Origin of the sequence: Variovorax humicola, assembly GCF_037889915.1 — a bacterium.
Lineage (GTDB): Bacteria > Pseudomonadota > Gammaproteobacteria > Burkholderiales > Burkholderiaceae_C > Variovorax > Variovorax humicola.
This window is the reverse complement of the sequence record NZ_JBBKZV010000009.1, coordinates 14625-28068: the sequence shown is the minus strand read 5'-3', so window position 1 is coordinate 28068 and position 13444 is coordinate 14625. Positions and strand designations below refer to the sequence as shown.

General features: G+C 63.6%; 12 protein-coding genes and 1 pseudogene. 9 read left to right on the top strand and 4 right to left on the bottom strand.

From position 1 onward, the window contains the following. Positions 1–68 precede the first annotated feature (68 nt). Both panD and WKW80_RS16390 read right to left on the bottom strand, forming a co-directional pair. Complete coding sequence (gene panD, locus WKW80_RS16395; protein WP_340364636.1) at positions 69–470, bottom strand: aspartate 1-decarboxylase; 402 nt, start codon at positions 468–470, stop codon at positions 69–71. A 92-nt stretch (positions 471–562) separates the two neighbouring features. Then, positions 563–895 carry a hypothetical protein gene (locus tag WKW80_RS16390; protein ID WP_340364635.1) on the bottom strand — a complete coding sequence of 111 codons (333 nt, stop codon included), beginning with the start codon at positions 893–895 and terminating at the stop codon, positions 563–565. A gap of 48 nt (positions 896–943) precedes the next feature. Here WKW80_RS16390 and WKW80_RS16385 point away from each other — a divergent pair, with 48 nt between their 5' ends. After that, positions 944–1648, top strand: a complete 705-nt coding sequence (locus tag WKW80_RS16385; RefSeq protein ID WP_340364634.1) for a DUF2939 domain-containing protein — start codon at positions 944–946, stop codon at positions 1646–1648. A 138-nt stretch (positions 1649–1786) separates the two neighbouring features. Here the strand turns inward: WKW80_RS16385 and WKW80_RS16380 are convergent, their stop codons facing one another. Next, positions 1787–2068, bottom strand: a complete 282-nt coding sequence (locus tag WKW80_RS16380) for a tail fiber assembly protein (RefSeq protein ID WP_340364633.1) — start codon at positions 2066–2068, stop codon at positions 1787–1789. Between the two features lie 254 nt (positions 2069–2322). Here WKW80_RS16380 and WKW80_RS16375 point away from each other — a divergent pair, with 254 nt between their 5' ends. The 7 genes and pseudogenes from WKW80_RS16375 (at position 2323) to WKW80_RS16345 (ending at position 10962) form a co-directional block, all read left to right on the top strand. After that, on the top strand, positions 2323–3906 hold the full coding sequence (locus tag WKW80_RS16375) for an MFS transporter (protein ID WP_340364632.1): 1584 nt from the start codon (positions 2323–2325) through the stop codon (positions 3904–3906). 332 nt (positions 3907–4238) lie between these two features. Continuing rightward, positions 4239–4550, top strand: coding sequence for a lipoyl synthase (locus WKW80_RS16370; protein WP_340364631.1), 312 nt, complete (start codon positions 4239–4241; stop codon positions 4548–4550). 61 nt (positions 4551–4611) lie between these two features. After that, positions 4612–5991, top strand: coding sequence for a dicarboxylate/amino acid:cation symporter (locus tag WKW80_RS16365; RefSeq protein ID WP_340364630.1), 1380 nt, complete (start codon positions 4612–4614; stop codon positions 5989–5991). A 33-nt stretch (positions 5992–6024) separates the two neighbouring features. Next, complete coding sequence (locus WKW80_RS16360; RefSeq protein ID WP_340364629.1) at positions 6025–7359, top strand: NAD(P)/FAD-dependent oxidoreductase; 1335 nt, start codon at positions 6025–6027, stop codon at positions 7357–7359. A 39-nt stretch (positions 7360–7398) separates the two neighbouring features. Beyond that, positions 7399–7569, top strand: a pseudogene (locus tag WKW80_RS16355) (SDR family oxidoreductase); the annotation flags it as partial. Positions 7570–7693: 124 nt separating this feature from the next. Then, positions 7694–9610 carry a sensor histidine kinase gene (locus tag WKW80_RS16350; protein WP_340364628.1) on the top strand — a complete coding sequence of 639 codons (1917 nt, stop codon included), beginning with the start codon at positions 7694–7696 and terminating at the stop codon, positions 9608–9610. After that, a complete protein-coding gene (locus WKW80_RS16345) occupies positions 9607–10962 on the top strand; it encodes a sigma-54-dependent transcriptional regulator (RefSeq protein ID WP_340364627.1) in 1356 nt (451 codons plus the stop codon). Before WKW80_RS16350 ends, WKW80_RS16345 begins: the two co-directional genes overlap by 4 nt. 170 nt (positions 10963–11132) lie before the next feature. On the opposite strand, the gene WKW80_RS16340 is transcribed toward WKW80_RS16345, so the two are convergent. Then, a complete protein-coding gene (locus WKW80_RS16340) occupies positions 11133–12047 on the bottom strand; it encodes a LysR family transcriptional regulator (RefSeq protein ID WP_340364626.1) in 915 nt (304 codons plus the stop codon). A gap of 129 nt (positions 12048–12176) precedes the next feature. Between WKW80_RS16340 and WKW80_RS16335 the strand changes: the two genes are divergently transcribed. Then, positions 12177–13442 carry an aromatic ring-hydroxylating dioxygenase subunit alpha gene (locus WKW80_RS16335; RefSeq protein WP_340364625.1) on the top strand — a complete coding sequence of 422 codons (1266 nt, stop codon included), beginning with the start codon at positions 12177–12179 and terminating at the stop codon, positions 13440–13442. Positions 13443–13444 lie beyond the last annotated feature (2 nt).

Genomic DNA, 13444 nt, shown 5'->3' with positions numbered 1-13444 from the left:
ACGGGAGCCGGACCGATCGATCAGAGCGCTGCGAACCAGAGCGGAAACGCCCAGCGCTCGCCCAGCGCTCAGGCCGCAACGGCTTCGGTCGACGCCGCCTGTACCGGAATGTGGGCGCGCTCTTCCTTGATGCGGTTGGCGTCGTCCACGAACACCAGCTTCGGCCGGTAGCCGGCCACCTGGTCCTCGGGTACCAGGTCGAAGGCGGCAATGATGACCAGGTCTCCCACCGATGCGCGTCGTGCTGCCGAACCATTGACCGAAATGATGCCGCTACCGCGCTGGCCACGGATCGCATAAGTCACGAAGCGTTCGCCGTTGTTGATATTCCAGATGTGCACCTGCTCGTTCTCGGCCAGGTTGGCAGCGTCGAGCAGGTCTTCGTCGATGGCGCAAGAGCCTTCGTAGTGAAGTTCGCAATCCGTGACGGCGACGCGGTGAATCTTGGATTTGAGCAGAGTGCGAAACATTGGGATGAGACGATACAGGTGGGCAAAAGAGGGCGGGCGGTGGGCCTCGCTGGCAGTTTCTGTTCAGGACCAACGCGCCAAAGCGGCGAATGCTAGTGGAGAAGCATCAATTGAAAAATTCCGGGTAGGTACTTTGTGCCTCGGCTGCGCGACGTCGGTTGTTCGCGCTCCAGGCAGGCCATCGACTCTGCGCGCGCGCCGTTTGCAAGCGCCATGCACTTGCGCCCCCGTCTCATTTCGAATTCCGAAAGAAGGCGCCTCATCGGCTGTTTCTTCATTGAAATAGACTTGGGCGGGCGGGCGTCGCCGTGGCTGCGCGACACGCCGACATACCGGCGATGCTGGTAGCCAGGGCGAAAATCGATCTGGACGGCGCAAATCGGGCCGTGTCGTCTCCCTTCAATCTGCGCTTCGAGCGTGAGCAACCCGCGACGGCTCTTCCTATAGACCACTTGCAACAATGAGAGCAGGCAATGGCAGTAGAAAAGCTCGAAGACGGAACATACAGAGTTGGCCGCAGAACATTCGGCACTTCGGATGAGGCTTTTGCCTATGACGCCGCGTCGAGGGACACCGGTGAGCTGCCGGTACAGCCCGGGGCGCGCACACGGCCTGAGCGCAGCGCGGTGACCACGGCCACTGCGGGTCCATCGGCAAGATCACGAGCCCCGGCGCTGCTTGCGGCAGTGATTGTCTCGGTGGTTGTCGCTGTGCTGTACTTCGGTCCGCACTGGACGATCTACCGGATGAAATCTGCGATCGACGCCAAGGACGCAACTGCGTTTTCCAGCTACGTCGACTTTCCCGCATTGAAGGAAAACGTCAAGGCCCAGCTGATGCTGAAGATGAACGACATGATGAAGTCGGACGGGATGAAGGACATCCCTTTCGCAGGCCTGGGCCAGATGATCGGGATGGGTGTGATCAACCAGATGGTCGAAACCCTGGTATCACCGGCCGGCGTCATGTTGATGATGGAGCAGGGGAAGGCGGCACCCCTGAAGTCTTCAGCACCCCAGCCCGAAACCGAAGCGAAACCCAAGCCCGACTTCGCGATCAACTACATCAACTTCTCAACCGCCGAAGTTCGATCGAAGGACGGCTCGCCGGTGCGCTTCGTATTGCACCGCGACGGCTTGTTCACGTGGAAGCTTTCCGAGATGCAGATACCCCTATGAGCCCCGGCTGCAAGAACGCCAAGGAGATCAGCAGATTCCCTGGAGTCACGGGCGTGGCTGGTTGACGTGCCGGGTCTCGGCGCACTCGGCGCAGTCGGGACTGTGCGACCACGGATCCGTTTAGATCGTGACGAACCGTCAAGTACTGCTCGACCGGCCCGAGGCATGCGCGCCTGCACGTGGAACCGAACTGCTGTTCGTGGTCGAGAGCTTCGACGCGTACTTGTCCCATGCGAGGCGGTGCGCCCTCTCCAGCTTTTCCAGGCGGTCCACTTCCTGCTGGGTCGGCCCTCCGACGCCCGTGCAGATCTGTTCACCTGCCATTTCGATCAGGCGTGCTCTCTCTGCGGCGGCAATCGCCATGCGCTTCAACCAAGCCGACCGTAGGCGGGCGAGCATTGCTCTCTCCAGCGATTCCATGGCGCCCTATCTCATGTGAACCCCAACGTATTACTTTGTGAGTATTTTGTCTATAGGCCTGCTGGCCGCAGGAGAACGCCGTTCTATAAGCAAGGCACTTCGTGACCTCGAGGCCCAGCGGGCCGTCAAGCAAGACTTTGGGCATGCATTTGTGGGAGCCACGCCCCTGTACTGACCATCGAACGCGATGAGCGCGTGAAAGCAGTCCGGTTCTGAAGCGTGGAGGCATCGCAAAATGGCGGCAGGAAATAACGATGTCCTCTCCATCCCACTCCCTCTGGTCTCCGTTGCGGCTGCCCAGCTTCCGAGGCCTCTGGGCCGGCAGCGCGATCTATTTCACTGGCAACGCCATGCAGGTCATGGCGGCTTCGTGGCTGATGGTGGAACTGACCGGCTCGTCCTTCCTGGCGGCCTTGGTGCAGACGGCCGTATTCTTTCCGATGTTCTTGCTGGCCCTGCCGGCGGGCGTGCTGGCCGACACCATGGATCGCAGGCGGCTGATTCTCAACTCGCTGCGCACCCAGGTTGGTGTCCTCGTAATCCTGTCATTGCTGGCGATGCTGGGGTGGGCGGGATCGACGACCCTTCTGGTGTTCACCTTCGCCGCTGGCTGCTGCACGGCCCTGCTGTCACCTGCCTGGAACACGAGTTTGGCGGACACGGTGCCGCGCGCCGAAATGCCGCAAGCCATCACGGCGATCTCGATTGCATGGAACAGCGCGCGGGCGCTGGGGCCGTCGATTGCGGGTTTCGTGTTCGCCTGGTTGGGTGCAGGCTGGGTATTCGCGATGGCAGTGATCAGCGCAGTGTTGATGATGGGTGCGGTCCAGCGCTGGCCGCCCGCCCCGCATGCAAAGTCGCCGCTTCCGGCAGAGCGTCTGTGGAGTGGCACGCTCGCGGGCCTGCGCTATGCGCGCCACTCACCGATGATCCTGGCGCAGCTGCTGCGTACCGTCGCCTACAGCGGAACGGGGTCAGCGCTGTGGGCGCTGTTGCCGGCCATCGCGGCGCAGCAGCTGCAGTTGGGTGCCGCAGGTTTCGGAATCCTCATGGGCTGCCTGGGGACGGGTGCAGTCGCGGCCGGCCTGGTGCTCGGCAAGTTGCGCTCGCGCCTGGGCCTGGAGCGGCTGGTGGCGACGGGCTGCGTCGTCTTTGCGGCGGTCATGCTCATCGCCGCGCTGGTTCGCATCCCGATGATGGTTTTCGTGGCATTGGCCATCGGAGGCGCCGCCTGGATGGCGGTGATGGCCACCTTCAACACAGCGACGCAATCCAGCGCGCCGCCATGGGTTCGATCCCGCGCCGTCGCACTGCACACGATCAGCGCGCTGGGCTCGTTCGCAATTGGCTCGGCATTCTGGGGCGCAGTTTCCGGCGTCGCCGGGCTGCAGATCGCCTTGGGCGTCGCAGCCGTGGCGATGACAGCCGGCATTGCCCTGGCCCGCTGGTTTCCACTTCGCATGGGCGAAGCACTCGAGGTGACGCCGGTCGCGTTGTGGGACGACAAGTTGGTCAAGGAGCATCCCCTTCCGGATGACGGACCGGTCTCGGTGGAAGTGAGCTATCGCATTCGCACGGGCGAAGCAGATGAGTTCCTGCATGTCGTGAGTGAACTGCGCGCGTCGCGAAGACGCGACGGCGCCACGCTGTGGCGGGTGTACCGTGACTTGGGTGATCCGTCGCGCTACGTGGAGCGCTTCATCGTCGCCTCCTGGGCCGACTATTTGCACCAGCGCGCGCGGGCCACGCTGGCAGACCAGGAAGTCGAGGCACGAGTTCGCGAGTACCTCGCAGAGAGCGAAGTCGTGACGACCCAACACTACATCGCCGTACGGTAAGCGGGAGGCGGGGCCGCCGCGCGAAGCAAAGTCGTGCTCGGCCAATCGCCGGCGCAGGCCGACGAAGGAGCCTCCAGCGGCAATCGGGCATCGAACCGTCACCCAGACTCATAGGGTTAACACTAACTCCTCCGTCCGGTCCACCGGACAGACGGCCGGCCATTTTCTCTGACGCTCGGCGGCGACCGCAATGGCTGTTTCGAAAAACCTAATCCAGTCAACCACTTAGGCGGCGTGCCAGCACTGTTTTTCTGTGGCATGTCGATTGCTCAGGTCATTCGCCGCTCGCATCGCCCGATGCGAAGCCAGGCCATGACACAGGAGACAAATCGATGAGCACCACGGGTGATGCGGACCCCACGGAAACCAGCGATCGGATCGACGCGCTTCGCGCGATCCAAAAGCCTCGCGGCCTCGACCACACGCACGTCAACCTGAGTGAGTCAGACGAGGAAGTGCTGGACGTCTTGCGCGACCTGCGCCGCCATGGCGTCGACATGCCGACCGTCGGCCAATACCTCCCGCCGCGCGCCGGCAACCTGCCGGTCGAGCGCTACGTCGCGCCGGCGCAGTTCGACGCGCTGGCGCGGCACGCGCAGGCCATGGGCTTTGCCCACACCGCCTGTGGGCCACTGGCGCGATAGAGCAATCACGCTGACCGGCAAGCCCACGCCGCAGGCATCTGAAATTTTCCAGGAGACCCTCATGAACCACCCACCCGCATCAAAGCCACTCTACAAGTCCCTGTACTTCCAGGTCATCACCGCGATCGTCATCGGTGTGCTACTCGGTCACTTTTGGCCCGAGACCGGCGCGGCCATGAAGCCGCTCGGCGACGGCTTCATCAAGCTCATCAAGATGATCATTGCGCCGATCATCTTCTGCACGGTGGTGGTGGGCATCGCCGGCATGGAGGACATGAAGAAGGTCGGCAAGACCGGCGGCCTGGCGCTGCTGTACTTCGAGATCGTGAGCAGCGTCGCGCTGCTCGTGGGCTTGGTCATCATCAACCTCGTGAGACCCGGATCGGGGATGAACATCGACGTGAGCCAGCTCGACACGAAGGGCATCGCGGCGTTCACGGGCCCGGGCAAGATGCAGAGCACCACCGACTTCCTGCTCAACGTGATCCCGAACACCGTGGTCGATGCCTTTGCCAAAGGCGAGATCCTTCAGGTGCTGTTGATCGCCGTGATGTTCGGTTTCGCGCTGCACAAGTTCGGCGGCCGCGGCACGCTGATCTTCGACGTGATCGAGAAGGGTTCGCATGTGCTCTTCAGCATTGTTGGCTACATCATGAAGGTGGCGCCTATCGGTGCCTTCGGCGCAATGGCCTTCACCATCGGCAAGTACGGCGTGGGCTCGCTGCTGCAACTCGGCCAGCTGATGGCGACTTTCTATGCCACCTGCGTGCTGTTCATCTTCATCGTGCTCGGGAGCATCGCCAGGTTCCACGGCTTCTCGATCTGGAAGTTCATCCGCTACATCAAGGAAGAACTACTCATCGTGCTGGGCACCTCGTCGAGCGAATCGGTGCTGCCGCGCATGATGGCCAAGATGGAAAACCTCGGCGCGAAGAAGTCAGTGGTAGGGCTGGTGATTCCCACCGGCTATTCGTTCAACCTTGATGGCACGTCGATCTACCTGACGATGGCGGCCGTGTTCATCGCCCAGGCCACCAACACCGACATGACCTGGGTCCAGCAACTGACGTTGCTCGGGGTGCTGCTGCTGACCTCCAAGGGCGCTGCGGGCGTGACCGGCAGCGGCTTCATCGTGCTGGCCGCCACGTTGTCGGCCGTGGGCCATGTCCCGGTGGCGGGCCTGGCGCTGATCCTGGGCATCGATCGCTTCATGTCGGAGGCGCGGGCGCTGACCAATCTGATCGGCAACGGCGTGGCCACGCTTGTTGTCGCGAAGTGGACCGGAGATCTCGACATGCAGCGAATGACGCAGCAACTCAACCAGGATTCGCCGGCCGAGGCGGACGAGCCGGAGATGGTGCTCGATTCATCAGAGGCGCACATGCCCGCGCACTTGCCCGCGCACGTGCCCGCACACTTGCCCGCGCACGTGACGCGTTGACCAGGCAAGCTCACCAACGCACGAAGCATCATCATGCCCACCCCCCAGTTGAAGCACCGCATTGTTATCGTGGGCGGTGGTGCCGGCGGCCTCGAACTGGCCACGCGCCTTGGCGATGCGCGGGGTTTGCGCGATCGTGCGGATATCACGCTGATCGACAAGAATCGCACGCACGTCTGGAAGCCCAAGCTCCACGAGATCGCCTCCGGCAGCATGGACATGAGCGCGCATGAGGTGGATTACCTGGCGCAGGCGCATTGGCACCACTTCCGCTTCCGCCTCGGTGAGTTGACCGGCATCGACCGCGAGCGGCGCGAGGTGCACGTCGCGCCTTACCTCGACGACGAAGGGCGGCTCGTTACGCCAGCGCGCAGCTTTGGTTACGACACGCTGGTGGTTGCCATTGGAAGCCTGAGCAACGACTTCGGTACGCCCGGCGTGCGCGAGCATGCGATGCGGCTCGAGTCGAAGTCGGATGCGCAGCGCTTCCACCAGCGCATGGTCAATGCGTGCATCCGCGCCCATGCGCAGACGACGCCGCTGCGGCCCGAGCAGTTGCATGTCGCGATCATCGGCGCCGGGGCGACCGGTGTGGAACTGGCCGCCGAACTCCATCGCACGACGCGCGAGGTCATCGCCTACGGGCTCGACCGTGTGGATGCCGAGCGGGACATCCACGTCAGCGTGATCGAGGCCGCCGATCGCGTGCTCCCGGCGTTGCCGGCGCGCATCTCGACAGCGACGCAAGGGCTGCTGCAGAAGCTGGGGGTCGATGTTCACATCTCCGCCAAAGTCGCCGAGGTGCTGCCGGACGGCGTTCGACTGGCCGACGGCCGGGTCTTGCCAGCCGAACTGGTGGTGTGGGCTGCGGGCGTGAAGGCTCCGGATTTCATGAAGGACATTGCGGGCCTGGAGACAAATCGAAGCAACCAGCTCGTGGTGCTCCCGACGCTGCAGACCACGCGTGACCCCGATATCCTTGCGATGGGCGACTGCGCCGCATGCCCCTGGCCCGAGGCCAACGGCGGCAAGGGCGGCTTCGTGCCGCCGCGCGCGCAGGCGGCACATCAACAGGCCTCGCATGTGGCTGCGCAGATCAAGCGCCGCCTGCACGGCCAGCCGCTCAAGCCCTATCGCTACCGCGACTTCGGCTCGCTCGTCTCGCTTGGCGAGTTCAGCACCGTGGGCAACATGATGGGCGGCCTGGTCGGCGGCAGCCTGATGATCGAAGGCCGATTCGCGCGGCTGATGTATGTGTCGCTCTACAAGATGCACGAGCTGGCCCTGCATGGCGTCGCCAAGGTCTCCCTGGACACGCTGGCCCGACTCATCACCCGGCGCACCGAGCCGCACGTCAAGCTGCATTGAGCGCCCCTTCAAGCCCGCATTTTTTTCGCTGCACCGCCTGCGCTGCCGGCAAGGGAAGTGCTCGACAGCAAGATCCTGCCGCATATCCCGGTGGGCAGGCTCGGCAAGCCCGAGGAGGTGGCGGGCTTGATCATCTTCCTGGCCTCGGAGGAGGCGGCCTTCGTGACGGGTGCCGACATCGCCATCAATGGCGGCCAGCACTTGCTATGAGCGCAGTGCCGGGCCGCCCCAAACAAGCTCGCACCGCAGTGCGGAGCACGGAGGTTATCCAATGCGCAGTGCCGGGCCGCCCCAAACAAACTCGCACCGCAGTGCGAAGCACGGAGGTCATCCAATGACCCGCGCCACCCTGCGCGTCGTGCCCTTGCGGGCTGCCACCGATGCGGACATGCCGGGCTTGTGCAATAACGACCCCATGACCCCGAGGGAGCCGGTCCGGCAATTCGATCTCACTTCCAGCAAATCCCGGCGGCGCCGAGGACTGTGGCGCTGGTTCGGCGCGCTCGCACTGGTGGCGGTCGCCGCCTTCGCCGGCCACCAGGTCGCGATGCAGGCGGGCCTGGCGCGCCTGCGCGAAGCTGCCAACCATCGGCTCGATATGCTCGCGACCGCGCTGGATGCCGACCTCGCCCGCTTCGACTACCTGCCGGCGCTGTTGGAGATGACCCCGATCGTGCCCGCGCTGCTCGGCACGCCGTCCGACGCCGGGCTGCGCGACGCTGTCAACCGCTATCTGGACGGCGTCAATGCCACCGCGGGCGCGGAGATGCTCTATGTACTCGACAGCAGAGGCACCTCGCTGGCGGCATCGGACTGGAACAAGCCGGGAACGACCATCGGCCAGGACCTGTCGTTCCGACCGTACGTGATCGATGCGCTGGGGCAGGGCAGGGGCCGGTTCTACGGAGTCGGCATCACCAGCAAGCGGCCGGGGTATTACCTGTCCTACGCGCTGCGCCGTGACCCGTCTTCGCGCGGGGTCGTGACCGTCAAGGTCAACCTCGAGGAGGCCGAGCGCGGCTGGCGCAAGCTGCCGGGCGACGTGGCATTGATCGACCAGCGCGGGGTCATCATCCTCGCGACGCGTGACGACCTGAAGTTCAAGCCATTGCGGCCGCTGGACGACCGGCAGCGCGCCGACGTGCTGCGTTCACGCCCCTACGGCGAGGCGAGCCTCGACCCGCTGAAGTGGTCGGTGAAGGAGGTCCTGGCGCCGGATGTGCAGGCGATCGCGCTCAATGGCGTAGACCTGCTCGCGTCTGGGCGCGCTCTCACCAATGCGCCCTGGCGGCTCGTGGTGATCGACGACATGGGCTCGCTGCGCGTAGCGGCGCGCAACGCGGCCATCACTGCAAGCCTTGCGATGGCGGTGCTTCTGCTCGTCGCAGTGGCCCTGTGGCAGCGCCGTCGCGCGGAGCGGCACAAGCTGGCGAACCAGGCCGCACTGCAGGCCGCGCACGACACCCTCGAATCCACGGTGGTCGCGCGCACCGCGCAGTTGCGCGCCGCTCAGGACGAGCTGGTGCATACGGGCAAGATGGCGGCGCTCGGGCAGATGTCGGCAGGATTGGCGCATGAGCTGAACCAGCCTCTGACGGCCATGCGTGCCCTGTCGGAAAGCGCGGCAATCCTGCTCGAGAAAAACCGCCTCGCAGACGTGGCGGGCAACCTTCACCGAATCCGCAGCATGGTCGATCGTCTCGCACGCCTGACGTCCCAGTTGAAGACCTTCGCGCACAAGGGCGAGCTTCCGCTCGCACCGGTCGCTCTCGCGCAAAGCATCGCCGACGCGCAGGGCATCGTGGCCGACGCGATCAACCGCGAAGGCATTGCCTTCGAGGTCGACGTCCAGCCCCGAGCGCTGAGCGCCATGGCCGAGGAGGCGGCGCTGGGCAGCGTGCTCGTCAACTTGATGCGCAACGCCATCGACGCGATGCACGACTCGCCGCAGCGCAAGCTGCGGCTCGAGGCCAGGGCACTCGACGGGCGCGTGCGCATCGAGGTCCGTGACACCGGCCCGGGCATCCGTGCCGACATCCTGTCGCACTTGTTCGAGCCGTTCGTCACGAGCAAGACGGCCGGGACGGGGTTGGGCCTGGGGCTGGTGATCTCGGCACAATTGATCCGGGCCATGGACGGCACGCTGCGCGCTGCCAATCTGCAGGAAGGCGGTGCGAGCTTTGCCATCGACCTGCCCGGGTGCATGCCCGGAATTCCGTCAACACCAATCCACGGGAGCGATTCACAGTGAGCGATGTACCTGCCATCCGGGTGCTGCTGGTCGAAGACGACGAAGACGTCCGCATCAGCACGACACAAGTCCTGACACTCGCAGGCATGGAGGTCGAGTCGTTTGCCAGCGTCGAACGCGCGCGCGGGCAGATCAGGCTCGACGTGCCGGCCATCGTGGTGTGCGACGTGCGCCTGCCGGGCATGAATGGCACCGAATGGCTGCACGAATTGCATAAGGCCGACGCCGAATTGCCGGTCATCCTCATCACTGGCCACGGACATGTCGCGATGGCCGTGGACGCGATGCGGGATGGCGCCTACGACTTCATCGAGAAACCATTCACGACCGAGCGATTGGTGGCGATCACGCGCCATGCGATGGAGCGTCGACAACTGACGCTGCAGGTTCGTGCGCTGCGTGATGCCCTGGAGAACTGGAATGGCATCCAGTCGGTGCTGATCGGGCGTTCTGCGCAGATGCAGCAGGTGCGCCGCACCGTCATGACGCTGGCCGAAACGTCGGCCGACGTGCTGATTTATGGCGAGACTGGCACGGGCAAGGAGTTGATTGCGCGATGCCTGCACGACTACAGCAGGCGCCGTCGGCAGCACTTCGTGCCGGTCAACTGCGGTGGGCTGCCCGAGGCGCTGGCGGAGAGTGAACTTTTCGGCCACGAGCCCGGCGCCTTTACCAGTGCCAATCGCGTGAGGGTCGGCAAGTTCGAGCATGCCCACGGCGGCACACTGTTCCTGGACGAAATAGAGAGCATGCCGATGGCGGTGCAGATCAAGCTGCTACGGGCGCTGCAGGAACGCTCCGTCGAGCGCATCGGCTCGAACAAGCCGATTCCGTTCGACTGCCGCGTGGTGGCCGCGAGCAAGGACGATCTCAAGGAACTCAGCGACAAGCAAAAGTTCAGGGCCGATCTGTATTACCGCATCGGCGTCGCGTTCATCGAGTTGCCACCGTTGCGCGAGCGCCGGGAAGACATTCCGCTGCTGTTCGAGCACTTCACGTTGCTCGCGGCGAGCCGCTACGAGCGTGTCGCGCCAATGTTGAGCAGTGACCAGGTGGCAGACCTGATGGCCTATGCATGGCCCGGCAACGTCCGTGAACTGCGTAACGTGGCAGACCGATTTGTCCTCGGACTACTGGAAGGAGGGCGCCTCACGCAGCAGCATCGTGGCGACGCGGCCTTGCCGCAAGGATTGCCGCAGCAGGTCGAATCCTTCGAGCGCGCTGTCATCGTCGAGGCATTGCGCAAGCACCATGGCGACCAGTCGGCGACCGCTTCCGCGCTTTCCTTGCCACGCCAGACGCTGTTCGACAAGCTGCGCAAGCTTGGTGTCGCGGCGGATCAATTCAAGTGACTCGGTCACGCCAAATCGTGTGCGATCGCGTTTCGGGCGCGGTGGCCATGCGTTTGATCAGCAACTGTCGTGATGGAAGGTCGAGCGCAATGCGCAGCCCGTGGGAGGTTTCGCTTCGAAAGAAACTGTAGGGCTTCATGGTGTCCGCCCCGGATCGGCCGGGCGCAAATTCACCTGCCGAGAGTTTCCCCGTGAAGCTGGATGACCAGGGAACGCAGCCACACATTCGCGGGATCCTTGTTGTAGCGCGCGTGCCAGAACAAGTTGATCGCGATCTCGGGAAGCTTTGCGGGATGTGGCACGTACGCCAGCCGGAACGGATCCACCAATGCTTGCGCGAGGCGTTCCGGTACTGTCGCTACCAGGTCGGAATCATGCAGGATGTGTCCCACCGCGACGTAGTGGGGCACTGTCAGGACGACCTTGCGAGCAACCTCCTGGCGCCGGAGAAGTTCATCCGCCTGACCATGGCCGGTCCCCTCCGAAATCACCACGACGTGCTCGGCCGCAGAAAACTCGCTCAAGGACACTTTGCGTTTGTCGAGCGGGTGCCCGAGCCGGAACATGCAAACGTAGCGCTGCTTGAATAGCCGGCGCTGGAAGTAGCCTGCCTTCAATTGCGGCAGCAGGCCGATCGCCAGGTTGACGTGGCCCGCTTCCATCTCATCCTGCAAATTGACCGCGGTGTTGCGCACCGTGCTGAGCGAAACACCCGGCGCAATGCGTGCAAGTTCCTTCATCAGCTTGGGCAGGAAGTAGATCTCCCCGACGTCCGCCATTCCCACTGTGAATGCGCGCTTCGACGTTCCCGGGTCGAACGACGCACGCTGATTGATCGCTGCGTGAATGACCTGAAGGGCGTGCGCCATCGGCTCGGCAAGTTGCTCGGCAAAGGGTGTCGGCTCCATGCCCTTTGGCGTTCGCAGGAACAAGGGGTCATCCGTGAGCTTGCGCAGGCGCGCCAACGCGTTGCTCACGCCGGGCTGTGAAAGTCCGAGGCTGGTTGCCACCCTCGAGACCCGCCGATCGATGAGCAGTTGTCGGAAGACAACCAGCAGGTTGAGGTCGATTTCATTGAGTTCCATCGCGTCCTCACATTCGCCAAATCAATTCAATCTATTGCCCATATTCTATTGAGCGATGGCGCTGTAGCGAGGATCATTCGTGCACCCCACAACACCGGTCGTGAGAGAACACGACACAGGAGACAAAACATGGATGACACAACAACTGTCTTTCCCCAGCAAATTCATTGGGAAGACAAGGGTACGAGTCGCATACCCTTCATGGCCTACACCGAGGCCGACCAGCATCGACGTGAACTCGAGCGCCTGTTCTACAAAGGCCATTGGTGCTACGTCGGACTGGAAGCCGAGATTCCTGAAGCCGGCGACTTCAAGCGCACCGTCGTCGGTGAACGCTCGGTGATCATGATCCGCGATGCCGAAGGCGCGATCAACGTCGTCGAGAACGTGTGCGCCCATCGCGGCATGCAGTTCTGCCGCGAGCGGCACGGCAACAAGAAGGCTGGCGGCTTTACATGCCCCTATCACCAGTGGAACTATTCGCTGAGCGGCGACCTGCAAGGCGTGCCGTTCCGCCGCGGCGTCAAGCAGGACGGCAAGATCAACGGCGGAATGCCCGCCGACTTCAAGCCCGCAGAACATGGCCTCAACAAGCTCAAGGTAGCAGTGCGCGGGGGCGTCGTCTTCGCGTCCTTCGATCCGGACATCGAATCGCTCGAAGACTTCATGGGCCCGACGATCCTGGGCTATTTCGATCGTCTCTTCAACGGCCGCAAGCTCAAGATCCTCGGCTACAACCGCCAACGCATCCCGGGCAACTGGAAGCTGATGCAGGAAAACATTAAGGACCCGTATCACCCTGGCCTGCTGCACACCTGGTTCGTCACGTTCGGCCTCTGGCGTGCGGACAACAAGTCGCAGTTGAAGATGGACGACCACCATCGGCACGCCGCGATGATCTCGACCCGCGGCACCAGCGGGAAGGCCGACCAGGTGACCCAGGTATCGAGCTTCAAGGAGAGCATGCAGCTCAACGATGACCGCTTCCTGGACATCGTGCCCGAGCCCTGGTGGGGCGGCCCGACGGCGGTGATGATGACGCTGTTTCCGAGCGTGATCTTCCAGCAGCAAGTCAACAGTGTCTCGACGCGGCATATCCAGCCGAGCGGCCCCGGCGCCTTCGATTTCGTCTGGACCCATTTCGGATTCGAGGACGACGACGAGGCCATGACGCAGCGGCGCCTGCGCCAGTCCAATCTGTTCGGACCCGCAGGCTTCGTGTCGGCGGACGACGGCGAGGTGATCGAGTTGTCTCAAAAAGGGTTCGAGCAGAAGCCATTCCACCGCACGCTAGCCGAACTGGGCGGCCGCGAGGTTGGAGACACCGACCACATGGTGACCGAAACCCTGATACGCGGTATGTACGAATACTGGCGCAAGGTCATGGAGGCTTGAAT

Bases quoted from the DNA above. Each gene is read 5' to 3' on its own strand.
- WKW80_RS16385 (WP_340364634.1), top strand. From the start codon at position 944: ATGGCAGTAGAAAAGCTCGAAGACGGAACATACAGAGTTGGCCGCAGA.
- WKW80_RS16335 (WP_340364625.1), top strand. From the start codon at position 12,177: ATGGATGACACAACAACTGTCTTTCCCCAGCAAATTCATTGGGAAGAC.
- WKW80_RS16360 (WP_340364629.1), top strand. From the start codon at position 6,025: ATGCCCACCCCCCAGTTGAAGCACCGCATTGTTATCGTGGGCGGTGGT.
- WKW80_RS16340 (WP_340364626.1), bottom strand. From the start codon at position 12,047: ATGGAACTCAATGAAATCGACCTCAACCTGCTGGTTGTCTTCCGACAA.
- WKW80_RS16365 (WP_340364630.1), top strand. From the start codon at position 4,612: ATGAACCACCCACCCGCATCAAAGCCACTCTACAAGTCCCTGTACTTC.
- WKW80_RS16375 (WP_340364632.1), top strand. From the start codon at position 2,323: ATGTCCTCTCCATCCCACTCCCTCTGGTCTCCGTTGCGGCTGCCCAGC.
- WKW80_RS16370 (WP_340364631.1), top strand. From the start codon at position 4,239: ATGAGCACCACGGGTGATGCGGACCCCACGGAAACCAGCGATCGGATC.
- WKW80_RS16350 (WP_340364628.1), top strand. From the start codon at position 7,694: ATGACCCGCGCCACCCTGCGCGTCGTGCCCTTGCGGGCTGCCACCGAT.
- WKW80_RS16380 (WP_340364633.1), bottom strand. From the start codon at position 2,068: ATGGAATCGCTGGAGAGAGCAATGCTCGCCCGCCTACGGTCGGCTTGG.
- panD (WP_340364636.1), bottom strand. From the start codon at position 470: ATGTTTCGCACTCTGCTCAAATCCAAGATTCACCGCGTCGCCGTCACG.